We start from the raw sequence: 25431 nt of genomic DNA on the forward strand, positions 1-25431 counted from the left end.
ATTCTCCACGCATCCGTCAGTCCAGCCTTCCCCGCGCCGCTTCGGGATACCACCCCCTTTACGTTCGCCAGTGACCGACTCATCGCCCCCGGCGGCACCCGCCGCCTGAGAACTGACAGACTTTGTAAAATACTAACGCTTACAGTAACAGGCGCCAGCTAAGGTATGTGATTACCGGCGCCGAATGCCGTCTCCCGCGCTTTCGCGCCGGTTCCACGCGCCGCAGGGCTTCTCACCGTCCGCGACGCCTGACCTTCCCCGCGTCGAAAAAGACGCTTTGGGGAATAATTCAGCCTCTGTTCTATTTAATTATTCGCACTGTGTCCATTCCACAGCTGGCGCCGAAACCCAACCCTTGATCTGTTATAGCTCTGCGAATTTTTTCAGCATGCTTTCCGCTTCCTGTGCTGAGACCATGCCCTTCGGCATAATCATATTCGTCGTGCCTCTGTCGATTATGCCCTCAGCGACCGCCCAGGACATCGCACCCGCCGCCCAGCGGGACACCTTGCCTATATCAATGTAATCTTTGCTCAGATCAACCCTATTGCTCACATCCATCCCGGCCTGATTTGCATAGCGGTAGAGCATCGTCACAAACTGCTCGCGGTCAATGCTTTGGCCGGGGCTCGTGCCGTCGGTGATACCGGCAGACACGGCCCACCCCATGGCGCCGTCGGCTGTACAAATATCAACGCCAAGCGCCTCGCGTACCAGGAGGGTAACAAATCTTTCGCGGGAGATTCCCACATTCGGCGCAGACGCCGTATCCGAGAGCTTAATCGTAAGCTTCAGGCTGTCCGTATCTTTCGGAATACCTCCGGCAAACTCGGAAAATGCGCAGTAAAGCTCAATTACCGTGCCGTCCTCCACCGGTATGGGCGCTTTGGGCTTATAGGTCTTGCCGTTGCTTGTGCATGTCAGGCTTGCCCAGTAGTTTTCCTGGACGGCCTCCAGCTGTATGCTCTTGACCGACGAGGGGATCGTATATGTATATTCAGTCACGTCATTGTTAAACGTTTGGGACAGTTCGCCAAAGTTGTTGTAGAAACGCAGTCCGGTAATTTCGGCACTGCCGTTTTCCCAATCGCAGCCGATGTCGGCGCCGATTTGGCAGGTATTCTGCCACCTTATGATGTCGCCGTTCTCCACCTTAAAGTCGGAGGTGCTGCTGTTAATATACCAGTTGTTAAACGTGACCATCCAACCTGACCCGGCTCCGGAATCAAATTCTCCGAAGGACTCGATCTCCGTACCGTCGGATAGCTTGAAGTTCTGAATGGCGGAGAGATAAAAAGCGTTCTGAATCGTTCCTGTGTTTTTATATCCGATACCCAACGCGTCAAGAAGCCGCATCGTGACAACGGCAATATTGTCTCCGGCCTTATAGGGAACCTGTGTGGGTGAGATTATGGCACCCAGCGGCGTTTTGAAATCCGCATCGTTGAGGCGCACGCCGTAATCCTCAAAGCTCATCGTCACATATCCGTCTATTTCGCTCGAGGTCAAATCAAAGGTCAGGCCGGTCGTGGGATAATAGCTTTTGATGTGGGTCTTGCCTATACCCGCCGCTTCGCTGCCATTGGCGCCTGCCTGCCCGGTCTTCGAATTATCCCAGCCCTCAGGCGGCTGTGATATCTCTATCGTTATATCGGGCAGCCTGATGTCTTTCATACGCAGATTTGCCGCGCTGAAGTTCGCGGGGACTCCGACGTCCGTAAGTTCACGATGCGCTCCATATTTCGAACCCATCGAAGTCAGGGAGAGCTTGCCTGCTGTCAGCGCAATCGATCCGGCCGCGGTTTCCGGAATCTCAATTTTTATCCGGTTTGCCTCCGGCTGAATAAGATGGTACTGCGTTCCGCTGCTGAAATATCTCTCCCCATTCATTTCGTAGGAAGCGTACGCCGTGCTGGGGAAGCCGGGATTGTAAATGCCGGCGAATTTAGGCACTGGCATATACAGCCCCTTAAAGCTCACAGACACCGTATCACCGGGATATATCTCATCGCGTCCCTCGACATTATTATCAATAACAGCGGTCAGTCTCGCGCCGCGTGCCACGTAATAATCCGTGAATCCGTCGGATTCTATACGTATAATGTTGTTGCCGGGTTCTATTGGGACATCAAAGCTCCCCGCAGCTCCGGAAACCTGCTTCCACGCGCTGATCTGACCTCCCAGAACGGACGCGACGTTAACAGCGGCGTTCTTCCCGGTTGGCTCGATCGTCATCGTACCCGTATCGCCCAGGAAATAGCAGGTGTCGTACTCAGCGTCCCAGTTGACGCCGGAGACGTCTCTGTATTTATCTCCGACCGTTACCACGAACACCCCGGTACGGACCGGGTCAGAGGCGCCGTAAAACCCATCGGATTTTGTTACCCACATGGTTTTTCCGTCGTCATTGACAGACAGGGCGTCGTAGCTCACTTCAACGATGGCAACGCCCTCCTTCTTTGCGGTGACCCAAGCCCAGTTGCCGCCTGCATTGCCGCCGTCCATCGTATCGATCGATATGACGTCGTCACCGGAGATAATATTATAATGGAAGTCCGGCTCGACCATAATATTGTCGGTTATGGTCTGGATTATCTGCCAGGCCGCGCGGTAAGCACGGACCTTAAATTGTTCGCCCACGTTCAAATCGAGCTTGTTGCGCTCATTGATATTCAGCAAAAGACTGCTCTCGTCGAACGTCTGGCCGGAGGTATCCTGCGCCTTCGGTGACTCTGACGCGTCAAATCTGACTTCCATACTGTTACCGGAGACATTGTTGACGAAGCCCGCCTTCGTCCTCATGCCCTCCATTGAAACGCGATAGGTCATGTCGCTGCTGCGCGCTATATTGAATATATGATCAACAGTTCCGTCTGCCAGCTCGGTGGTCTTAACGCTGTCTATGCGTTCTGCATTGTAATTAAGTACTTGCGTGTAAAGTGCCGCCTCCGCTCCCTTCGGGGCGTTAATAGTGAAGGTTGACGTTTTGTTAAGCTCAGACGCAAAATCCAGCTTGCTGTTATCGGCTTGAATAGCGTAGTTTTTCCATATAGCATATCCCAGGTCATGTGCCGACGCGTAGGCCTGGGATGGGGCAAAAATGGCGTAATACAGCAGGGCGTTCCCGTTCACATATGAAAGCGCAGGATAGCATTCATAGCCCTTGGCATTTACATAGGGCGCGCCCCAGGTAACCGCGCCGATCTTGTTCATTAAGTTAACGGTGTAATCCTTGGCGGCAGCCTTTGATCCGCCGTCATCCGGGGCGACATATGCCTCAACCAGACGCAGATAGATTTTAGTGTCGTCATGGCTCTGATACGTTTCGTAGCCGGCTTCCGCGGGAATCTTGAACGCGCCGCCGCCAAGGCTTTTACCACTGCCGTCCACAGCGCGGAAGGAATATGTTCCGCGCTTGAGCGTCATGGTGTAAATATCATATTTGGCGTCGGTTTTCGTGTCCATGCTGAAGGCTGTAATGGCGCTTTCAGCTTTGAAGGTGTCGCGGTTGTCCGTATCGAAGCCCAAGGTCGGATAGACGATCAGCCCTTTCTCTCCCGTCACGCCCTTCGGGACATAGACCTCAACGGAATAGGGGTCGTCAGCCACTGTGACCGTGCAGGTGCCGGTAACCGCACCGCCGGCGCCTTCTTTTGCGCTGACGGTGATTGTTGCCGTCCCCGCGCTCTTTCCGGTGACTACTCCGCTGGCGTCCACAGAAGCGACAGCCGTGTTTGAGCTGCTCCACTTGAGAGTGGCATCAGCAGAATTGGGAGAAACCTCAACCGACAGCGGGACAGTATCACCGACCTGAATTTTTTCGGCTTGAGAAGAGATTTTGAGGTTTTTTACAAGGCTCCCCGTGTCGGCGGCAGCCCCCGCGCCCATTGTCATCGGCAGCAGCGACAAGCACATCGCCAGCACCAGCAGTATCGCCAGCAGCTTATTTGTTTTCGTTCTTTTCATGACACTTACCTCTCTTTTTAGTGGCGGATAGATAATATTTCTGTAATAGCTTACTCCCCGAGAAATCAGGGGCAAGCTGTATTCCTTTCGGCCTGCAGTCCGTGTTCATACGCGCCGCTTTTTGCGGCACCTTTCTTTCATCCCGGCTCTTTCCAACATGCGGGGCCATGGGCCAAAACGGCTTTTCAGATATGTGAAACCCGGCACGTCATGCTTCGTCGGCAGCCGCCCCAGCCTTTCTGCGATATTCCGGACATACTGGAACACTTCCTCGTCGGTGGCATTCCTGTACCTGCGCGCAAAAGCCGCCTCCTGCGCCTGAAATGCGTCGTCCCCCGTTTTGAATACGGATCCGTTCAACAACGGCGTCTTCTCTGCATCATTCATTAAATCACCTCCGCCTTGAACATCTTTCATCGAGCCGCTTTGTCGTATCACAGCTCAATGTTCTTTCTGATCTCCTCAGCGACAACGGGAGCGCCATCGCAGATCAAAAGTGTCAGCTCCCCGTTTCCCATCTCCCGGAGCATCCTGAGCAGGTTGATTTCTCTTTCGCTGAGATCCTGCGCTTGGTTATTCGTTTGCTTTACCATGTCCCGTTTCCTACCCTTTCTTTATATACTCCTGCCGAAATCAGAAGGATGGTATTTGGCTATAAAAATAATACGGCTGCGGCAATCAGCAAAGATTGTCACAGCCGCATTTCTGTGTCAATTATAAAGCCCTGACAAAGCCCACCAGCTTGCAAAGCAATTTCTGAGCAGGTCTTCTGACTCGCGCTTATGGCAAGCATTCTTTTGCTTACCTGCGGCCTGTGCTCTGCCTTCCCAGTTTCCCAGTGACCGACTTTCGTCGACGAGCACGGCCTCAGCGCTTACAGCGTCGGTTCCGTCCGGGCTTTTCACCCGATTCCCTATCCTTCCCTAAGGGCCGTACGCCCAAAGGGACACTCGAAATGTTATTCAGTTCTATATATGGATAAAAAAGCGGACTTTTTCGACCTCCCGCGATATAATGTCCGGGAAAGCCCAAAAAGTCCATCTGCCAAGAAATCAATTATATTTTACAGCGACATTACCAAAAACATCGCCTTGTATTTGTTATGTATTTTCACCTGGAAACTGGCTGGAAAAGTCCACATAAATAACCAAATAATCAAAAAATTTTTCGGCCGCCCATTTTGACCGCCCACCGCAGGAAAGTATTGTGTGTCACATTTAAGGTCCGCGCCGCCTCCCGCGCGGAGATCTCACTGTCCTGCCATCGCTCAAAAAGCGGGTAAAACTCGTCCGGTACCGGCAGCTCCGGCCGGCCGAACCGTTGGCCACGCGCCTTCGCCGCCGCGATCCCTTCCGCTTGCCGCTGCCGGATGAATTCTCGTTCCGTCTGCGCCACGTACGATAAAAGCTGCAGCACAATATCCGCAATGAGCGTCCCCGTCAGGTCCCGTCCCTCCCGTGTGTCCAGCAGCGGCATGTCCAGTACGACAATTGCCGTGCCCTTTGTCTTCGTGATGATCCGCCACTGCTCCAGTATCTCCTCGTAATTGCGCCCGAGCCGGTCGATGCTCTTGATCACAAGCGTATCCCCGGCTTTAAGGCGCCGCAGCAGCCGGCGATATGCCGGGCGGTCAAAGTCCTTTCCCGATTGCTTGTCCATATAGATCGCCTCGGGCCTGACGCCGAATTCTCTCATGGCGATCAGCTGCCGCTCCTCATTCTGATCTTTGCTCGATACCCGTACATACCCGTAAACCTGTTCGCTCATCCTGTGCACTCCCCATTTCATAAAAACAAGCCGGCTGTCAGGAGACCTGCCGGCCGGCTTGGAAAGCTTCGTGGCAAAAAAATGCGCACAAAAACCAAAAAGTCTCCCGGGGAGAACCGTCGGAAGACTTACAATACCAATAACACCTTACCTCATCTCAATAGTAGAATGAAGCTCAGTGCCCGTCCTGCCGTCTGTTGTCCTGGCAACAGCAGTTCATCGTTATTCTATCCGGCGCGTATCTGACTTATCCCCTTCCGGGGTATCACAGTGACCAGTTCGTGGGGACTTTCACCCCGTTCCGCTTTAATTACCGCACCTTTAGCCCGGTAAACCGCACAGATTATTCAATTGTTTTTATGTTACCACATTTTTCAGGCTGTTGCAACAACGGGACCAAAGATTTTGATCCCGTATAAAATTATTAATATACTCAAGCCGGCATTCACCGGACGACGCCGGGCTCGTCAGGGCAAGGCAGGACGAGCTCGCCGTCCAGGATATGTTCTATCGAGAGCTCCCGTTTCAGCATAGCTACCGCCGCGGCGACGACTCTGCTGCGCCGCCAGCCGGATCGGCCGAGGTACGTCGGCAGGAGCATGTTCCGGCCTGTTGTTGGGTCGGCCGGCACCGGATGGCAGACGACAAGCTCGATGGAACGGACCCCGTCCGCCGAAATACCCAGCGCCTTTTCCTGCGTGTGTGGTAACGCACGGTAATACTGTACCGCCTCCTCCAGTGTCAGCCCGCTTGTCGCTACAAACGGCCGCCCGGATTCGACGTGGCACAGATCGTCGATTACATAAAATGTGTATCGGTGCACCGCCATAGAATGCATCACCCCCGGCTTGTCATATTCCATCCAGTCTAAATATATATTGTATATCATAGCTGATCGGAATGTCTACAGTTTTTGCGGCGGCATTATCTGTAGAGGTAGCTGTTGGCGATGCTGCCTGTCTTTGCAACGGCCGTTAATCGAAGGATTTTATTTGACTCGTTGACAATAGTTTCGACATGTGATACCCTGATATTGGAAAATATAATATCATTTCGAGTGTCCCTTTGGGCGTACGGCCTTTGGGGAAGGATAGGGAATCGTGTGCAAATCACGGACGGTACCGCCGCTGTATGCGCCGAGGCCGCGCTCGTCGACGAAAGTCGGTCACTGGGAAACTGGGAAGGCAGAGCGCGTGCCGCAGGAGGTCCTCTCCATAAGCGCGAGTCAGAAGACCTGCTTGGAAGTATTGCCCTAATATGCGGCAAAAAGCAAATTGCGTTGTACAGAAATACGGCTGTAACAACCCCTTGAGGTTGTTATGGCTTTTTATTTTACACTTTCGCCATCACTCCTGACCGTGTGAACCGGCAGACCGCCTATGTTTGCCGGTCCGTGTAGTTGTACAGCCGAAGCTGGAAGAATATTTGTTGACGATCTGAAAGAGCATTTTACAAGCATGCAGTAATGGAATAATCTTATCAATCCAGACAATAATGGTCATCCAAGACAAGGAGGTATATTATGCAGCATGTATATAATCTCGTCAGGCAAGAGCCTGACGCAAGGGATTATAAACGTCCGCGGCTTGCAGTTGAAAAGCTCCCGCCGATAATCGATCTGCGCCCAAAATGCTCGCCGGTATATGATCAGGGAGTGCTTGGCGCCTGCACAGGGAACGCCGGGGCGGAAGCGGCAAAATTGGTTATGAATCTTCGTTTTGATCCGTCACGCCTTTACCTCTATTATACCGTGCGCCTGATCGAGGGAACGGTCGAATTGGACTGTGGAGCCCAAATGCGAGATGTTTGCGACGCCTTACACAAGTACGGCATTTGTTCGGAATCCTGCTGGCCATACGATGTCACAAAGTTTGCGAAGAAGCCGACGAAAAAGGCGTGCACCGCCGCAGCGAAACACAAAATCACCGAATACGCCACCTTCGACGGTGACACCGTTAATGACATACAGCAGATAAGGGCATATTTGGCCAAAAAGTCTTTGCCTGTCCTCATCGGCATGGACGTCTACTCCAGCTTCGAGTCCGATGAGGTCGCGCGCACTGGCATCGTACCGATGCCTGATACATCCACCGAGCAATTGCTGGGCGGTCACGCGGTGTTGATCGTTGGCTACGACGATACCCGCAAGGTCCTTATTGTCCGTAATTCCTGGGGTGATGGTTGGGGCGATAAAGGTTACTTCTACCTGCCTTATGACTACGTCGAAAATAAGCTCGCTTATGATACATGGACGATTGTGGCCTAGAGAGGACGGTACATATGAACTGGACAACTATCATTATCGTCGGTGCGGTAATAGTTTTTCTGGTGCTCGTCTACCTTGCAAGACGATTTGGCATTATCCCGGAAATCGGCCTCGCCGGTAAGCTCCTATCTCTCGTCGAGGATCTGCTGGTCGCGGCAGGCTGGGTAAAGGCCGACAGTAATTTTGACAAGATCGCGCGCACCATCATCAACGGCATACTGCTAATGTATACGAGTGGATCAAGCGGCTCTCCTGCTGATAAAGTCACGGCAGCTATGAACTATATTTCGGCTACAGTGCAGACCGAGGGCATTACGCTAACTGGCGCCCAACTAGACCTGATCAAAGGCATTTTGATGGGGGGATTCAACTTCCTCACGACTAAGAGAGTCGGCAAGCAGACGGCCTTGCGTATGATAAGAAATGATATTAAGCAATCTAAATGAGATAATTGTGAGATATTTGTAGTTTAGTATTATATTTCATGAAATTGACGAATAATAATTTAATGGCAATAGTTGACATTTTTGTTTATTAGTTATATTATGACACTAATTTAATAAAATGATATTTCAAGTGCCCCCTCTGACGTTCAGTCTTTGGGGGAGGATAGGGAATCGGGTGAGAATCCCGGACGGTTCCGCCGCTGTATACGCCGAGGGCGTGCTCGTCGACGAAAGTCGGTCATTGGGGAAACCTGAGAAGGCAGAGCGCGCGCCGCAGGAGTTTATCTCCATAAGCGTAAGTCAGAAGACCTGCTTTGAAATCGCTCTGCCCGCCGGCAGGCGGGAGTCGGGGCTTTTTTGTGTGCAGAAAAACGGCTGTGACAGTTCATTTGAATTGTCACAGCCGTTTTATCTTCCATTTATCCTTGTAGAAACCGGGAAAAACAGAGTTTTATTCATCAGAGCAATCGTAATACTTTTCATTTTCGGTTAACCGTCAGTGGCATCATGGAACAAGGTCAATAAAAGTAATTATTTTTAGGCAATTTCAGACCCGTAAAGAAGTCGTTAAAATCAACATTGAATATTATGCTCAATGAAACTAATTCACTGACGCGGATATTCATACGGTTGGTTTCGATTTTAGCATAAGTACTGAGCGATACGTCCAATCCCATTATCCCCATCCTTGCTATGACCTGACCTTGCGTCATTGCATTTTGATTTCTGAGATGTTGGATATTATACCTATAGCCATGTCTGGTCTTATTTTTTGCAATTTATCTGTGCGCCCCTTTCCCGGCAATGATATTTCTTCATAACGAATATTAAGATTTTATCCAAAATGTAGCCTCTATGTTTCTCTATAACGAATTTTTAATACCGAAGAAATGATGTACCTTGTCAATTTCATAACGTATACTTTAGACAAGCTGAGAGAAAACGCCATTGGTTTTTATTGACAACTATACTTAAATATGGTATATTATTATAATAATATAATAGGCAAGTTGAGAGAAACGCGGTGGAAATGCCGTACTGCATCTCAGCAACCGTGAGGCCAACGAAGGGATAGCCACTGGAAATCGATTCTAGTACAGGATCGATAGTACGGGAAGGCTCCCCAGCAAGTAGGAAAACCGCAATAAACGCGGAAATGGGCTAAGTCGGGATATTCTCAGCTTGTCAAGCGACCGAATGTGCTTCCTGAGATTAAGCGCGTTGTTATTTGTTTTTGCATCGGAGCAAATAAAAACGCCGGAGCACGTTCAGTCGTGTACCGGCGTTTCTGTTAGTATTCACAGTTCTTGGGATTTAAGAGCTGCGTAGTATTATAAGGTATTGCCTGCCTTAAGGGGTAAAATAAATTAATGTTAGGAGGACAAAACTATGTCCCGGAAGCTTAACGGACTGCATTTCAATAATATTCTCTTACAGGGGAATAAAGTGGAGTATGTGAAACGCCCAAAGCTCAAAGCTATGTCAGCAAATTTGTCAGAAGGAAACGGGATAATTGTCAACGTTTATTTCCAGCAGTTGGATCGAACTCCTGAACCTACCGATCCGAACCCGGAAGCGATAGTTTCATTTACCGGTATGGAATTCAACAGAACCGATACGGTTATGGATGTACTTGATTATCTTGAGGCTCATCATCCGGGATATCCCGATATGGTGTTTAACGTCACCTACACACAGGAGGAAAACCGCCAGGAAGGTCCATATTCAAATCCTATATTTATTGAGAGAATTACAATTACGGATGAAGACCATTTTATTGATAAAGATTTGGAAAACAACGGCAGCGCTAGTTACGACGAGGAAGAAGAAGCCTACATATGGACAGGCGAAGACTGGATGTATGCCCTGATCGCAGGCGGAACAGTGCCGACATGGCATCCGGAAATCGAAACGCCATATGATCCCGCGCACCCGGCCAGAACAAACGGCGACGATTATCCTGAAGCCGCCGTCAACCAAGTTCCCCTTGCAGATATTATACAGGAACATCAACTGACTCAAGTTAATCTCACTTTCGGTTACGAGAAGCATACATTCAAGTTTACGCTCGACGAGCAAACAACCAATGGCGTCAAGATGATGGCTGCACACCTCGTGTAACGATACTGAAAACTGAAAGCTGGACCTGCGGGTTTCCCGCGGTGACACTATGAACATAAAAACGGCATCCGATGGAACGGATGCCGTTTTTATATATTTGAGAGGAGTGTTCCGAATGAAAAAGAAGCACCTTAGAAAGATATTAAGTTTCTTTTTACTATTTGCCTTGATTCTCCAACCCCTCATGTCTGTCCCAGCCTTAGCAGACGACGATACAGATACTTTTATTGAAGAATGCGGCGCCCAGGGCTTCGTCGTTGAGAAAACCGGCAGCGACTATGTACTGACTAAGTATACCGGGAGTGACACTGTGGTTGAGGTGCCTCGCGGAATCACAGTAATCGGCGGCGGCGGGACATCCAGCGACCAAACAAAATGTCCCTTTGCAAACACCAATTCTGTTACTGAGGTCATACTACCGGACACAATCACCGGTATTGCGGCATATGCCTTTTATAAATGCACCGGACTGACGTCTATAACCTTCCCCGACGGCCTTAAATCTATTGGCAACCGCGCATTTGCATATGCAGGTCTTGTGAGCGTGGAGTTTGGCGGCAGCGTGCCCGAACTAGATATTGCAATTTTCATGTACGATGTCAATTTGGAATCGATTGAATTCCCGGTAGGCATAACCAGAATACCCGATAATGTTGTCAGCCGCTGTGACCATTTAACGAGGGTCATACTACCAGAATCAGTAGAGTATATAGGTGGAAATAGCTTTGCGTATTGCCCATCATTGAAAGAAATTACGTTGCCCCCTTCTTTGCAGACAATTTATACGGCTCCCTTTAGAGCTTCAGGCTTTGAAAGTCTTACAATCCCGTATTCGGTGGCGAGTGTTGGCGACCAATTATTTTATGATTGCTCTTCATTAAAAAAAGTAACTTTTTTAACCCCCGACACGTCGTTTACATCAGGTTCGTTCAGCAATTTTCCCAGCGGTGCGAAATTGTATTGCAAATACGGCTCAACAACCGCAACATTTGCAGATAGTAAAAAGAGACAATATGAGTACATCTCCTCAAACGCTTCTCTGGACGTCAACAATGGTGAATCTGCATACTCGGGCATAGACGTTTATTCAGGTTATGCGGAATCATATGGTTTTAAGGTCGGAGCCGCGTCCAAGATTGGCGAGGTCTCCGCACTGGACGTCCTTCTGACCGCGCACCATAATATATACGGCGATCAGTTCACCAGGGAGAATTATAAACAGTATCTGGATGTCACGGATGAAGGAGAGGTTGTAAAAGCCTTTGGTACGTATGTAGCGAACTTCTCCTTCACAATCAATGGAAGCGAAGTCACGGATTCCGTTTTTGACGCCGTGGTAGGCAAGGGCGAGACGCTCGCCGTTACCTACGATCAGGCAGATCCCACATGCAGCTACTGGTACAAGGGTACGAAGATTTACTCACAGACAGCCCGGCCGGGTGTGAAATACGCAATTACGTTGGCCGACGGAACAAGCCCCCTTCCCGATATGGATGTGTACGCCACTGGGGCAGATAATGCGGCAAACATCTTTGACGAGGCAAACAAAATCGGGGCAACCGACGTCAACGGTGCGATTGAACTGAAGTTTGACAAGGAAGGTTCTTACAAAGTAGCCGCAAAGGACGCATCGGGTATTTACGATATCAGCTATCTTGACGTTACGGTGAATAGCCCGGATTTGAACCTGAAATCGCTCTCCGTGAGCGGCGGGGTGTCGGATACGTATACTGAGCTGAAAAGCGGTTATGTTGCCGGTTCGTTTGTAAAGAAGGGCGCAACGAAGGACATAGAGGGCTTCGATCCGACATACTATTCTTATGAATACCATGTCAACAGCGACGCCGCGGAGGTATCATTCAACCTTGAGCCCCCCACAAACTATGACAACTTAAACGTGGAGCTCCAGGTTGGCGATGGGAATCGGGAAGCTTTGCACAGCTATTCTGAAATCCCGGTGACACTCACCGGCGATACCACAACCGCTAAGCTTTGTGTAAGCTATACCGAGGACGGCATACCGTATGAACAGGAATATACGGTTGAGATCATCAGGAGCGAGGTCACGCCCTACCTCTGGCTGCTGGATTATGAACCTGTTGAAGGGGCGCTGAAGTTCAACAACCCAGGATTGCCCGTATCTAAAACCGCGAATGTCAGCCTACTTTGTGATCAGAGTGCAAAGCAGGTCACAGTGAGAGTAATAATAGAAGCGGACAATACAGTTACTTATAATGGTCAGGAGCTTACACCGATTAACACATACAAAGCCCTGAAGTACTCTGAGAGAAAGGGGAATGTTTACGAACTCAAGTTGGACACATCTGCGTCGGCACAGGAATTGACTGTGGACAATGGGACGGAGAAGTTTACCGGAAAGATCACGCTTACCCCGAGGTCGCCCTATGAGGGCGTTTATACGCCTGACAGAGTGGTGGAATACAAGCCTGCACAAGGCCAGTATGTCTTCGATAATACACCAATAAATACCCCTCTGCGGGCGCGTACCAGTTATGCGGATTTTCTGTCGCTGGGCAGCTTCGGCGGATATGTCACCTTTGAGTATGACGACCCCATAACCAATGACCCCACCCACCCCTACGGCGTCGACTTTATTATATATGGGAACGCCTTTAAGGGGGGCGCCGCGAATGAACCCGGAGGGGTGCAGGTTTCATCCGACGGCGTAAGGTGGTATGACCTGGCAGGCTCGAACCACTACGAGCTGGAAATGCTCAAAGGCCAGACAGCCGCATTGAAGGACGGGACGCGGACGACATCCCTGAAGCTACTGTCGGATACCTTCTATCCAAAGGTGTATTTCGGCTACGCGGACGTCTCTTCGTGCTCAATTTATGCGAATGCCGATCCGGCGTATTACCCGGAAGCCAAGCCAACAAACCCCTATAACAACGCGGATTTCCAAAACATAGGCGACGGCTTTGATTTGAGCTGGGCCGTGGATGGGAGCGGCAAGCCGGTAAAGGTGGACTCCGTTAAATATATCCGCGTCCAGAACATTATGGATGAGTACAGCGCATCCCTCGGCGAGAATTCCACCGAGATCGGCACCGTGATGAAGGTCAACGCGAAATATGTGGATCAGAAAGTCGGTGTGACAGCGGAGCCGGAAATCCGTGTGATGAATCAGCCGCTCCCCGCTCCGGCAGAAGCTTTAAGCGATGGCCAGATCAAGTATTACGAGATCGACCTGGACGGCAAAGGCTTCCCAGCCGTCACGGTCAGCGGCGCTAAAAACGACAACATCTTCATCAATACCGAAAGGTTTGTTGGCCAGGGCGAGTATGTCGGCCTGCCGGATGAGAGCCGCAGCCGCACGATTCGCGTCATCGTCCAGAACGGCGAAAAGGAGCCGCATATCTATGTCATAAAATGTACGAACTGCGGCGACCCGACTGAAAATGCCGACCTTACATCCATCAAGCTCACTCCCGGCGACACGGAGCTTTCCCAAGATACAGGCGGCAATTACGTCGCCACATTGGAAAATAATGTGCAGTACATCACATTCACGGTGAAAGCACTGAATCCCAAAGCTACAATCAAACTCGACAACACGACAATCACGCACGGCGAAGCGACCGTCCCGCTTAAGGTCGACATCGGCGCGAACAGCTTTACGCTGACGATTACCTCTCCGAACGGAAATACTATAAAAACATATCCGATCACCATCACAAGAAAATCCGCGGAGACGCCGTCAAACACGATCACCGTCAGCTTTACCTTTACCGGAGATACCATACATTACATAACGAACCCGACCGACAAGCATCTGCCGGGTACGAGCACAGGGCCGCATACGGTACTGCCCTGGATACCGACGACCACTGTGACAGTACCAAAAGGCTCCACCGTCAAATACGTCACCGACATGATGCTCATGAATGCAAAAATAGGCTTTCATACGGAAAGCGGGACTTACATTGACAAGGTTCAGATTCCCGGCACGGACAAGTATCTCGGCGAGTTTGACAATGGCCCGAACTCGGGCTGGATGTACCGGGTCAACGGCATTATTTCCAATGCAGGCTATGCCTCCAAGGTATTAAACAGCGGCGATAAGGTGCTGTGGTTCTACACGGACGATTATACAAAGGAAACCGGATACGAGGGGCCGTGGAATCCCTCAGACTCAAAAAATGACAGCTCGTCATCCACGATATCGCCCAAAGTCACCGTATCCGACGGTGTTGCCGATGTAAAACTCAGTGAATCCGACTTGACATCCGCCATAGCAAGCGCAAAAGAAAACGAGAGCTCGGCTATCATCATATCACCCGAGATTACTGGCGTGGCCGATAAGGTCAGTGTAGAACTCCCGAAGAGTTCAATCGCTTCCATGGCTTCCGAGACAAGTGCCGCGCTGACGGTTCAAACACCTGTGGGGAACATCACGATCCCGAACAGCGCCCTGACCGTAATCGCTTCCCAGGCATCAGGCAGCAGTGTTACAATAAGCCTGAGTACAGTTGAGCCATCGGCACTCACAGAAACACAAAAGAGCACTGCGGCCGGCAAAACAGTTTACAACATCTCCATTTTAAGCGGCAACAGTCATATATCAAGTTTCGGAGACAACACCATCACTATTTCTCTCCCATACACCCTGAAAGATGGAGAGGATCCAAGCGGCGTAACTGTGTGGTATATGGACGATTCCGGTAAGCTCCAGCAGATGACATGCACATATGACAAGACGACAGGCATGACCACCTTTACAACAACTCACCTGTCCTACTATGTCGTGGGTTATTCGGAAGTCTGGAAGAATCCGTTTACCGATGTGAAGTCAACCGACTGGTTCTATGGCGCCGTGCAGTTTGCCGTTCAAAAGAACCTGTTTAACGGTACGAGCGACACAACATTCGGTCCGAATGACCCCATGACCCGCGCTATGCTGGTCACTGTTCTCTATAGGCTCGAGGGCTCTCCGGCTGTCACTCAAATAAACAGTTTCACTGATGTGATTGACGGGCAATGGTACACAAGTGCAACCATTTGGGCAAACGCCAACAAAATTGTGACCGGCTACGGCAACGGTTTATTCGGCACAAACGACAACATTACGCGTGAACAGATGGCAACGATCCTGTACAACTACGCGAAGTACAAGGGCTACGACGTAGCCAAGGCCGTTGATCTCAAAGCCTTTACAGACGCAGCAGCTATCAGCAACTGGGCCCAGTCGGGCATGACCTGGGCAAACGCCGAAGGCCTCATTACGGGACGTACGACGACAGCGCTTGCGCCGGGCGGCGCCGCCGCCCGTGCGGAAGTCGCGACGATCCTGCAGCGGTTTGTTGAAGATTTCGCAAAATAGTTCTTCATAAACTTTTCTAAGGGTAACTGCCATCGCAAAATAATAAGGACCCGAACCTTGAATCGAGCAGGTCCGGGTCCTTATTATCTAAAACATTCTCACTGAAGCTGAAGTCGATTTACTCATAACGGCTGCTGAGAACATTTCAAAGAAGAAAGCTGGCGTTCAGTCCGAAGCTGACATAGACGTTGAAACCTTGATTGGCCCCGATATGGATAGTCCGCCTGATGTATCCATCAAACGAGGAAAATTGTAGGAATACCGCCGATACAAAAAAACGAATTAGCGGTTACTCACACGTTGCTCACAAATACCATATTCCAGTAAAATCCGAGAGCGAGGAAAAACCTCGCAGCCACTCTGGCCGCGAGGTTTTTCATGGTGACCCGTCGGAGATTCGAACTCCGGACACCCTGCTTAAAAGGCAGGTGCTCTGCCGACTGAGCTAACGGGTCATACTGGCTGGGATGGCAGGGATCGAACCTGCGAGTGCCAGAGTCAAAGTCTGGTGCCTTACCGCTTGGCTACATCCCATTATCGGTTACTCTGCCTTATTCCCAAAAATATCAACTTTTTGTTTGTTTTATTGTTTCAGTCCTTTTCTCAGCGAAAAGGACTGAAACAAATGGGGTGGGTAAAGGGACTCGAACCCTCGACCCTCGGAACCACAATCCGATGCTCTAACCAACTGAGCTATACCCACCATATTGGGAATGCTGCCATTCCCGTTTTTGTCCTATTAGCACGCCAAAAGGGATTCGAACCCCTGACCTACTGCTTAGAAGGCAGTTGCTCTATCCAACTGAGCTATTGGCGCGTGTCTGTGCAAACATCGCCGTTTCCTGCTGGCAGAAAAATGGAGCGGGTGATGGGAATCGAACCCACGCGGCCAGCTTGGAAGGCTGGAATTCTACCATTGAACTACACCCGCATATCCCATCGGAGTATGAGCTGCCGGTTGCCATTTTTAGTATGTCCTCATCGGCCCCAGAGTATCTGGCGGAAAATGACGGCTTAAAAATAATAGCATCCGCACTCTAAATTGTCAACATCTTTTTATCGCAGTAAGCGCAGCTTTCGCGGTCGCTTTCCCTGGCCAGCGCGGGCAGGTAGGTTTCCGTGGCGGTGATGCATTTCGGGTTTGTACACCGCAGCGCGGTATTCGATACGGCGGGCCCGGGCGCGACGCGCTCCAGATGGGTCATTTGGAGAAGCAGCGCCATCCGGATGAACATGCCGTAACGGGCCTGCTCGAAGTAGGCCGCGCGGGGATCGTCGTCCACGTCGCGGGCGATCTCGTCCAGCCGGGGCAGCGGGTGCATGACGAGGCATTCCTCTTTCGCCGCCATCAGCTTCCGCCTGTTGAGGATGTAGACGTTCTTGAGCCGGTCGTAGTCCTTCGGGTCGGCAAAGCGCTCGCGCTGGATGCGCGTCATGTACAATATGTCCAGCTGTGGCAGCGTCGACTCCAGGCTCGTGATCTCGATGTATTTCTGATTCTGGTTTTTCAGGTGCGTCAGCATGTAGTCTGGGATGGAGAGCTCCCGGGGCGAGATGAGAAAGTAATTGATGTTGGGGAATTTGGACAGCGCCAGCACGAGCGAGTGGACCGTCCGGCCGTTTAAGAGATCGCCGCAGAGGCCGATGTTCAGGTTGCCGACGGCGCCGCGCTTCTGGGAGATCGTCGTGAGGTCGGCCAGCGTCTGCGTGGGGTGGAAGTGCCCGCCGTCCCCGGCGTTGATGATCGGCACCTCCGAGTAGAGCGAGGCGGCCATGGCCGCGCCCTCGTAGGGGCTCCGGATCACGATGGCATCGGCGTAGGAGCTCATCATGCGCACGGTGTCGGCCAGCGTCTCGCCCTTGGCGGTGGATGTGGCGCCGGGCTCCGAAAAGCCGAACACGCTGCCCCCAAGGCGCATCATCGCCGACTGAAAGGAGAAATTCGTCCTGGTGCTCGGCTCAAAAAAAAGCGTCGCCAGAACGCGGCCGCTGCAGGAGAGGCTGTAATCGCCCGGCCGCGCGATGATGTCGCAGCACTGCCTGTACAGCTCGTCCCACCAGGAAACCGACACATCCTCTATGCTGATGAGATGCCGCACGTCCAAAAAGCACCAACTCCTTCAGGTTATCCGGATAATTATAACACCGCGGCGGGCCGTTCACAAGGATTATCTCAGCTCAGTCCTCGTACGGCTCCATAAGAAAGATCACCGGGCGCATGCCGTCCGGACAGGCCGTCAGATGCACCTCGTCCCTGTTGTAGACCTTGCCGCCCGCGGCGAGGACGTGGGCATACTGCGCGATCGCCGCCCAGGCCGGCGGGCAGAAGCCCTCGGGGATGTCCACCCCGTGCGGCCCGGCCGTATAAAAGACGTCGCCCTCCTTCAAAAAATCGCACGGGCCTTTCTCGTGGGGTGGGTATCTCTCCGCCAGATCTTTAAAATAAAGCGTTTTCTGAACGGTTATTTTGCATTTTCTCATAAGCCGCCTCCTGTCGTCGTGCGCATATTATATATGCCCGGCGCCGGGAAAACAAGCGGAGGCTCCTCAAACAGCCCCGGTTAATGTATAATAACGCATAAGGACCTGCTTACCGATAAACCTTATATCAGCAATCTTTGAAAGGATCTATACGCAATGGAATATCTCACGTCTCAGGAGAGTATGGAAAACACCTTCCGCGGCTTCTGCGAAAAGCTGCCGGAGGAACGGAACGGGCGCATCAACGCGCTCTGCCGGCCGCAGTTTATGGACTGCGATCTTGAAAACAAAACGCTGCGCCTGCGCTATGAGGTCCAGGACTGGATGCTCAACGTGGCGGACATCCTGCACGGCGGCGTCCTCGCCACCATGTTCGACCTCACCATGGGGCTCCTCTCTGTGTACTTCTCCGGCGGGACGATGACCCCCACGACCAACATGCAGATAAGCTTCCTGCGGCCCATCCCCGCCGGAGAAGCGCTTATTGTGAAAGCCGCCTGCGACATGTCGGGCAGGACGCTCTGCGCCGTCCGCGCGGAAGCCCTGCCGGCATCAAAGCCGGACAAGCCGTCGGCCACCGCGGCGGCCACGTTCTTCACCGGCGGCAACGCCGCAAAGGTCATGAAAACGGATTGAGGCTATAAAAAGGCGGCTCGCGGATTTGACCCTCCGTGAGCCGCCTTTTCTTTTACTTAGTGCGCGATGACGACGCGCACCTTGCCGCCGGCGGCGGGCGTTTTGTCATAGTAGATCGTCAGGTTGTCCGAAACCGAGCGCGCCTTGGAAAGGGCGGCCCAGGTCTCGCTGCTTTCGATATACGCCTGGACGTTGTCGGCGACCGGGATGTATCCGCTTGCGGTCGTCACATACAGCGTTCCGTCGGCGTCCTCGTGGAAGCTCGTGCGGCTGACGCCGCTGACCGCCGTGAGCGCGGCATAACCGGCCAGGGTCCCGCTCCCGGTCGCCGCGATGCCGGCCGGCGTGTCGTTGGTCAGGCCGGTGGTGCCGGTCACCGCCGTCGTCGTCCCGTCGCCGTTTATGATACTGGTGGTGGGATTGGTGGCGGAAAGGCCCCCGCTGGATTGCGTAACGGTGCCGTTTTTGATAAACCCGTAGGTGTAGACGTCGCCCGTCACGTCGTTCAGCAGCAGGATACTGACGTCGCCCGCCGGATCGGTGGCGTAGAACTTGATTTTCGAGCCGGAGACGGTGTCCACCAAAATGTCCGCCAGCTCGATCTTGCTGACGGCGCTGGCGCCCACGCACTCGTAAACCGTGACGGCCTTTGACAGGCTCAGGCTGCCGAGCGTGCCGGCGGCGACGCTGAGCGCCGACGCCGACGACGCGCTGCCCACGGCGGACAGATAAATCGTCCCCGCGTCGTAAGAGCCGACCGTGACGAGGCTTCCCTTCACCACATCGGTGCCGACGCTCTGGACAGCGCCCGACACGGTAACGCCGTTTGACAGTGCGACGGTGGCGCTGGACGTCGTCAGCGCCGTCACCACGCCGTAATTCGTATTGCTGAGCGCCGAGCCGGACACCGCGCCCGCCACCTTGTTGTCGGACGTCAGCAGCAGGGTGATCGTGTCGCCGATCTTAAAGCCGGAAAGGCTCGCGGAGGCGCTGTCCAGCACCTCGAATTCCGTCCCCAGGACCTTGACGGTGCCGGGTGATGACGTGTTCGGGGTGGCGTCGTCATAGCGCCCAGTGACCCGGCGGCGCGTCACATTGTAAATGCCCGAACCGCTGTCGGAGACAACGTCATATTTTTCGATATCGGCGGCCGTGGATTTGGCGCCGTTTATGTACACCGCCGCGGCGGAGGGCAGCGCGTACCCATCCGTCGTCACCACCGTAACGCTGCCGGCGGTGGAATCCGTGTCCGCCACGAGCACGCTCTGCACCGTGCCGCCGTCGGAGTAATAGGCCGAGACGAGCATGCCCCCGCCGATATCCACCCAGCTGTCGCCGTAGGTCTTCGCCGTACCGTTCAGGTAAAAGCTCGCCGAGGAGCTCACGGAGATTTTCGTCCCGTCGGCGCATGTGATCGACGACGCCGTGGCGCTGGAAACAGTGGACACCACCGTTTTCCCGGTCCCGGCCGGGACGAAGACGAGGGCTTTTCCGGCGGCGTTCAGCACCAGCGCGCCGTACGCGCCGACGAGGCCGGACGGCACGGTGCCCTCCGGGAGATACGTGCCGCTTTTGGATCCGGCGACATTGACGGCCCCTGTCTCCCCGCTGTCCGTCTTGGCGTTTTTCGAGGCCAGGAACACGTCGCTCACGACTGTGGCTCCGGAGATCGTCTCCATGAACTTTTTCGCCCCGCCGTTCATTTCGGCGTTCAGCAGGTTGACAAACAGTATCGCCGCGCTGCCGCGGGTGACCGTGTCGTTTTTAGACAGCGAAACCCCGTCCGTCAGCCCCACGTCGGCCGCCTTTAAAATAAAGCTGTCGGGCCACGTGTACCCGACGTCGGCCGTCGTGTAGCCAAGCATTTTCATCAAAACCGTCACAGCCTGTCCGTAGGTGATGACGTCGTCCGGGCCGAATTTTCCGTTGGTGTAGCCGGACATGATGCCGGCGGACCGGACCGCGAGGTTGACGTAGCCCGAGGCCCAGCCCGACGCTGGCACGTCCGGGAAGATCGTATAGCCCGCATACTGGCCGACATTTTTCCCGAGCCCCAGGACGACGACCGCGATTTTGCAGAACTGCGCCCGCGTCAGCGCGCCGCCGAGATTTAAATCGCCGCTCCCGTCGCCCTGCAGCGCGCCCATCATGTTGAGGGCCGCGGCGGCGGACGTCGTTTTATCGACGGAGGCCGCGGCGGCCGGCGCCGTAACGAGGGAAAAGCACAGGACTGCGCAGAGCAGAAAAACCGTAAGCTTTCTCATAATCGTATGTTTCTCCTTGTTTCATTAATTTGCCTTTTCTATGATATACCCTAATCGGCCCTTAATGCAACAACAGGCTGCAGTCCTGACGCCTTTATTGCCGGATACAGGCCGAATCCGACGCCGATGCCGATGGAAAACACGAACGAGCCGACAGCCATCAGCGTGTTCGGCACGAGAATCATGTCGTACATGGCCTTGCCGACGATGACTGTAATAATAAATCCCAGTATGATGCCGATGACGCCTCCCAGCGCCGACAGCACGCCGGACTCGATGAGAAACTGCGTGATGATCGCCCGGCGGTTTGCCCCGATGGCCTTGCGGATGCCGATCTCCCGCGTCCGCTCCGTGACGGTGACGAGCATGATGTTCATGATGCCGATGCCCCCCACCAAAAGCGCGATGCTCGCCACGGCGCCCAGCACAAGGCTGAGGGACGCGGCCTCCTCGTCGCTCTCGTTGAGCTCCGAGTTTTCATTTTTCAGCGTGTAGGTGCCGGTGTCGTCGTCGAGCTTGCTTTTCAGAAAAGCGTCGAGGTCATTGTACAGCGTGTCCATGACGGTGGCGTCCGCCGCCTTCACCGTATAGGTGGAAACGGCGACGGAGCCGAGGACCTCGGCGTTTAAAGTATACGGCATGACGATCATATCGTCCATGGAGGACGCCGTGGACCCGTCCTTTTCATAGTAAACGCCGACGACAAGGAACGGTATGCTTTTAAAGGTGATTGTCTCCCCGACGGGATCGGCGGAGCCGAACAGCGTCTCCGCCACATAGCTGCCGATCACGCAGACGTGGTTTTTGTTCACAACGTCCATGTAGGCGATATCGCGCCCGTCCTGCAGTACAAAGTTATTGCAGACGGAAAACTGCGCGCTCCCGAGGGAGACGGTCGAGGTGTCGACGGTGTTGGCCCCGTATGCCAGCGTGCCCGAGGTGCTGAGCGTCGGCGTGACGCCCGCGGCGACGGTGCCGAGATCGCTCTGCACGTAGTCCTCGAGCTCCGCCGTCAGCGTCAGCGAATCATAAAACTGATAGACGGAGGCCGACACCGTGATCTTGTTGACGCCCATTTTTTCATAATACTGCGTGAGGTCCGCGTTGTAGCCCTGCATGACGGACACCAGGGCGATGACGGCCGTGACGCCGATGATGATGCCCAGCATCGTGAGAAACGACCGGACCTTGTTGATCCTGATCGTTGCCAGCGCCATCCGGAAGGATTGCATGAGGTTCATTGCGCCAGTTCCTCCTTCACCTTGTCGCCGACGATCTTACCGTCCTTCAGCTGTACGATCCTGTTCGCTCTTTTGGAGATCGCCAGGTCGTGGGTGATCAGGATGACGGTGCTGCCGGTTTTGTTGAGCTCGGAGAGCGTATCCATGATCTGGGCGCCCGTTTTGGAGTCCAGCGCGCCTGTAGGCTCATCCGCCATGATGATGGGCGCCTTCGTCGCGATGGCCCTGGCGATGGCCACGCGCTGCTGCTGGCCGCCGGACAGCTCCGAGGGATGGTGCCCCATCCGCCCCGTCATATCCACCCGCTCCAGCGCCTCCAGTATCGCCGCGCGCCTCTGCCCGGCCGGGACGCCCTGATAAATCATGGGCAGCTCGACATTTTCATAGGCGGTCAGCGTCGGGATCAGATTGTAGCCCTGGAAGATAAAGCCCACCTTCAGGCTGCGTATCCGTGACAGGTCGTTGTCGCTGAGCTCCCGGACGCTGATGTCGTCGAGCAGGTACGCGCCGCGCGTCGGCACGTCGAGGCAGCCCAGGATATTCATCAGCGTCGATTTGCCGGAGCCGGAGGTGCCGATAATGGAGACATACTCCCCGTAATCGATCTCGAGGCTGACGCCGTTTAAAGCCCGGACCTCATTCTCCAGCCCTTCGCCGTAAATTTTATAGACATCGTTAATACATATCAGCATCGCCCGGCCCGCCTTAATTGCCGCGCGGCCCGCCGGAGAATCCGCCGCTGCCGCCCCCCGGGAAGCTGCCGCCGCTGTATCCGCCCGGGAACTGCCCGCCCGACGGCATCGCGGCGTTGTTCGAAGTCTCCGACGTCTTGTCGCTGCCGGAGGTCGTATTCTGCTTTATGTAACGCTCAAAGACGGTCATGCCCTCGTCCGCACCGCTCTTGATCTCCACATAGTCGTTGCTGGTCAGGCCCGTCTCCACAACAACGGCGTAGTAGCCGTCCGGCACGACGCCGTCCCCCAGCTCGACGGCGTTATCCGGCTTTGTATCGGATTTTATGAACAGGCACGTGCCCGCCGTCGTCCGCTGAATGGCCGCGATCGGCGCCAGCACCACATCCGAGGCCTGGGCTGCCGTGATCGTATAAGTGACGTAGATGCCCGGCGACAGGAGGCCTGCGCTGTCGATGGCGATTGTCGTCTCAAAATACGCCACACCGTTGGACGCCGTCGCCTCCAGGCTCTTTTTCGTGACCTTCCCCGTAAAGGTTGACGACGACCCGGACGGCGACGGCGACGCGGTGTCTCCCGCCGCCCCCGACGGCGACGCGGAGGCCGCCCCCGGTGATGCCGCCGCCGCCCCCGGTGATGCCGCCGCCGCCCCCGGTGATGCCGCCGCCGCGCCCGAGGATGCCCTCGCCCCGGTGCCCGACGGCATCCGCGCCGCTGACGAGGAGGAGGATGAGGAGGTCGACGTGCCCTTCGTGATGGTGACGGTCATGCCTTCCGTAATGTAATCATTGTCGGTCTCGCTGATATCCGCCACGATTTTCATCTGGTCCGTATTATAGATGGCCATGGCCGTCGTCCCGGCAGTGACCTCGTCGCCGGCCTCGATCCTGACGGAGATCACCGTCCCGTCCACGGTTGCCGTGGGCGCACATTCCGCCAGCTGGTCCTGCAGCTCCGTGAGCTTCAGGTTGGCCGACGTGATCTGCTTCTGCAGCGTATTGATCTGATTGGTGTAATCGTCGTTCGTGATAACGGCCAGCACCTCGCCGGAGGAGACCTTCAGGGAGTCCTGGACATTCAGCTTCGACAGCGTCCCGCTGACCTTGGCGGTAATATCGCTGGCCTGGTTGTAGTCCAGCGTACCCGCGTCCGCCGGGCTGATCGTCTGGCCGTCCGCCGTGACCGTGGCCGTGGCCTCAAGCCCCTTGACCAGCGAGCCCGGATTGTCCACAGTGATCGTCGCCTTAAAGCAGACGGTCCCCTCGCTCGTCACATAGCTGACGTTGTCGATGGCGGTCACCGTCCCCGTCAGGGTCGACATGTACTGCGGCACCGAAACCTCGGCGCTCATGCCCTTTTTAATGGCATCCAGATAGGCGTTTGAAAAGTACAGCGCCAGCTTCATCCTGCTGTCGTCCACCAGCGTGGCGAGCTTGGCGCCGGAATTAACGGTATCGCCCGCCAGGGCGTCCGTCGGCGCGGTGAGCTTGCCGGAGAACGGGGCCGTGACCGTCAAGTTGCTGAGATTCTTCTGGTATGTGGCCAGCTGCGTCTCGTAATTGGCGATGTTCGATTCCGCCGTGGCGATGTCCTCCGTCAGGCTCGTCGTGTCGATGTCGAACAGCTGGTCTCCCACCGAGACCTTGTCGCCCTGCTTGACGTAGACGTCCTTCACAACGCCGGCGACGGGTATCGTCAGGTCCTGAAAGGACGTGGGCTCGACCGTGGCCGTCCCGGTGATGACGGTCGTGATGGAGTCCCTTTTCGTCGTGCCCGTCGCGATGTCCACAGGCTCGGTATAGAAAAACAACCTGTAAATCCCAAATCCCCCGCCGCCCAAAACGGCCAAGATCAGGATGATCAGCAAAAGCTTTTTGGCCGATAGCTTCTTCGGCTTATTAAACGGTTTGCTGCCGGGGCTCCTGTTTTTGCCGGGGAAGAACGTCTTTCTCTTTTCGTCCTTCCGCGCCGCCTGCCCTGCGTTTTCCGCCGCCGTCCCGGCGGTGTCTTCCAGAGGCTTATTCCTCATCTGCTTTACCCTCCATTGGCTCGACTGGTAATATTTCATGAAAAATAGTACAGCCGTCCGCTTAAAGCAAGCTGAAAAAAGTTTGGCATTTTGTGAATATACTGTAAATCCGCCTTGCGGCCCGGCAGGGACTTTCAGGTGAATTTCAGGTCTTTTCGTTATGATGGCATCGCCGGAG

The 25431-nt window shown here is 54.0% G+C and carries 17 protein-coding genes, 5 tRNA genes and 3 riboswitches; of the genes, 5 read left to right on the forward strand and 17 right to left on the reverse strand.

Annotation, left to right across the window (positions count from 1 at the left end; translation table 11 throughout):
• Positions 1–363 precede the first annotated feature (363 nt).
• From BUB60_RS13925 to BUB60_RS13945, 5 genes are all read right to left on the reverse strand, one after another.
• Positions 364–3966 carry an Ig-like domain-containing protein gene (locus BUB60_RS13925; protein WP_073080208.1) on the reverse strand — a complete coding sequence of 1201 codons (3603 nt, stop codon included), beginning with the start codon at positions 3964–3966 and terminating at the stop codon, positions 364–366.
• Positions 3967–4071: 105 nt separating this feature from the next.
• Entirely contained in the window at positions 4072–4383 is a 312-nt protein-coding gene (locus tag BUB60_RS13930; RefSeq protein WP_143162365.1) for a homing endonuclease associated repeat-containing protein, read from the reverse strand.
• Positions 4384–4400: 17 nt separating this feature from the next.
• Positions 4401–4559, reverse strand: a complete 159-nt coding sequence (locus tag BUB60_RS20200) for a hypothetical protein (RefSeq protein ID WP_159435430.1) — start codon at positions 4557–4559, stop codon at positions 4401–4403.
• 149 nt (positions 4560–4708) lie between these two features.
• Positions 4709–4935, reverse strand: a riboswitch (cobalamin riboswitch).
• Positions 4936–5121: 186 nt separating this feature from the next.
• Positions 5122–5733, reverse strand: coding sequence for a recombinase family protein (locus tag BUB60_RS13940; protein ID WP_073080216.1), 612 nt, complete (start codon positions 5731–5733; stop codon positions 5122–5124).
• Positions 5734–6178: 445 nt separating this feature from the next.
• Positions 6179–6562 carry a hypothetical protein gene (locus tag BUB60_RS13945; RefSeq protein ID WP_073080218.1) on the reverse strand — a complete coding sequence of 128 codons (384 nt, stop codon included), beginning with the start codon at positions 6560–6562 and terminating at the stop codon, positions 6179–6181.
• A 209-nt stretch (positions 6563–6771) separates the two neighbouring features.
• Positions 6772–6989, forward strand: a riboswitch (cobalamin riboswitch).
• 266 nt (positions 6990–7255) lie between these two features.
• Here BUB60_RS13945 and BUB60_RS13950 point away from each other — a divergent pair.
• Together BUB60_RS13950 and BUB60_RS13955 are read left to right on the forward strand one after the other, a co-directional pair.
• The gene (locus BUB60_RS13950; RefSeq protein ID WP_073080220.1) at positions 7256–7999 is read left to right on the forward strand and encodes a C1 family peptidase; all 744 of its coding nucleotides are present in this window, start codon (positions 7256–7258) and stop codon (positions 7997–7999) included.
• Positions 8000–8013: 14 nt separating this feature from the next.
• The gene (locus BUB60_RS13955; protein WP_073080222.1) at positions 8014–8445 is read left to right on the forward strand and encodes a hypothetical protein; all 432 of its coding nucleotides are present in this window, start codon (positions 8014–8016) and stop codon (positions 8443–8445) included.
• A 111-nt stretch (positions 8446–8556) separates the two neighbouring features.
• Positions 8557–8775, forward strand: a riboswitch (cobalamin riboswitch).
• Between the two features lie 188 nt (positions 8776–8963).
• On the opposite strand, the gene BUB60_RS13960 is transcribed toward BUB60_RS13955, so the two are convergent.
• Positions 8964–9224, reverse strand: coding sequence for a helix-turn-helix domain-containing protein (locus tag BUB60_RS13960; protein WP_479725500.1), 261 nt, complete (start codon positions 9222–9224; stop codon positions 8964–8966).
• A 610-nt stretch (positions 9225–9834) separates the two neighbouring features.
• On the opposite strand from BUB60_RS13960, the gene BUB60_RS13965 reads away from it, so the two are divergent.
• Positions 9835–10566 carry a hypothetical protein gene (locus BUB60_RS13965; protein ID WP_073080224.1) on the forward strand — a complete coding sequence of 244 codons (732 nt, stop codon included), beginning with the start codon at positions 9835–9837 and terminating at the stop codon, positions 10564–10566.
• A gap of 115 nt (positions 10567–10681) precedes the next feature.
• Complete coding sequence (locus tag BUB60_RS13970) at positions 10682–15910, forward strand: leucine-rich repeat protein (protein WP_073080226.1); 5229 nt, start codon at positions 10682–10684, stop codon at positions 15908–15910.
• A gap of 379 nt (positions 15911–16289) precedes the next feature.
• Here BUB60_RS13970 and BUB60_RS13975 read toward each other — a convergent pair.
• The 7 genes from BUB60_RS13975 to BUB60_RS14005 form a co-directional block, all read right to left on the reverse strand.
• A tRNA-Lys gene (locus BUB60_RS13975) sits at positions 16290–16365 on the reverse strand.
• 4 nt (positions 16366–16369) lie between these two features.
• Positions 16370–16444, reverse strand: a tRNA-Gln gene (locus BUB60_RS13980).
• 92 nt (positions 16445–16536) lie between these two features.
• Positions 16537–16613: transfer RNA gene (locus BUB60_RS13985), tRNA-His, on the reverse strand.
• Between the two features lie 40 nt (positions 16614–16653).
• A tRNA-Arg gene (locus tag BUB60_RS13990) sits at positions 16654–16727 on the reverse strand.
• 40 nt (positions 16728–16767) lie between these two features.
• Positions 16768–16841: transfer RNA gene (locus BUB60_RS13995), tRNA-Gly, on the reverse strand.
• 106 nt (positions 16842–16947) lie between these two features.
• Positions 16948–18009, reverse strand: coding sequence for an aspartate carbamoyltransferase (gene pyrB / locus BUB60_RS14000; protein ID WP_073080284.1), 1062 nt, complete (start codon positions 18007–18009; stop codon positions 16948–16950).
• A 79-nt stretch (positions 18010–18088) separates the two neighbouring features.
• A complete protein-coding gene (locus BUB60_RS14005) occupies positions 18089–18391 on the reverse strand; it encodes a TIGR04076 family protein (RefSeq protein WP_073080229.1) in 303 nt (100 codons plus the stop codon).
• 156 nt (positions 18392–18547) lie between these two features.
• Here BUB60_RS14005 and BUB60_RS14010 point away from each other — a divergent pair, with 156 nt between their 5' ends.
• Complete coding sequence (locus BUB60_RS14010) at positions 18548–19027, forward strand: PaaI family thioesterase (protein WP_073080231.1); 480 nt, start codon at positions 18548–18550, stop codon at positions 19025–19027.
• Between the two features lie 56 nt (positions 19028–19083).
• Here the strand turns inward: BUB60_RS14010 and BUB60_RS14015 are convergent, their stop codons facing one another.
• From BUB60_RS14015 to BUB60_RS14030, 4 genes are read right to left on the reverse strand one after another with little or no spacing between them, the layout of a single operon-like run.
• Positions 19084–21291, reverse strand: coding sequence for an S-layer homology domain-containing protein (locus BUB60_RS14015; protein ID WP_073080232.1), 2208 nt, complete (start codon positions 21289–21291; stop codon positions 19084–19086).
• Positions 21292–21341: 50 nt separating this feature from the next.
• Positions 21342–22532 (reverse strand): ABC transporter permease, encoded by a 1191-nt coding sequence (locus BUB60_RS14020; RefSeq protein ID WP_073080234.1) that lies wholly within the window; start codon positions 22530–22532, stop codon positions 21342–21344.
• Positions 22529–23224 (reverse strand): ABC transporter ATP-binding protein, encoded by a 696-nt coding sequence (locus BUB60_RS14025; protein ID WP_073080235.1) that lies wholly within the window; start codon positions 23222–23224, stop codon positions 22529–22531. Before BUB60_RS14025 ends, BUB60_RS14020 begins: the two co-directional genes overlap by 4 nt.
• Positions 23225–23237: 13 nt before the next feature.
• On the reverse strand, positions 23238–25253 hold the full coding sequence (locus BUB60_RS14030; protein ID WP_073080237.1) for an efflux RND transporter periplasmic adaptor subunit: 2016 nt from the start codon (positions 25251–25253) through the stop codon (positions 23238–23240).
• Positions 25254–25431: the final 178 nt, after the last annotated feature.

The organism is Sporobacter termitidis DSM 10068, from assembly GCF_900130065.1.
GTDB classification, from domain to species: Bacteria; Bacillota; Clostridia; order Oscillospirales; family Oscillospiraceae; genus Sporobacter; species Sporobacter termitidis.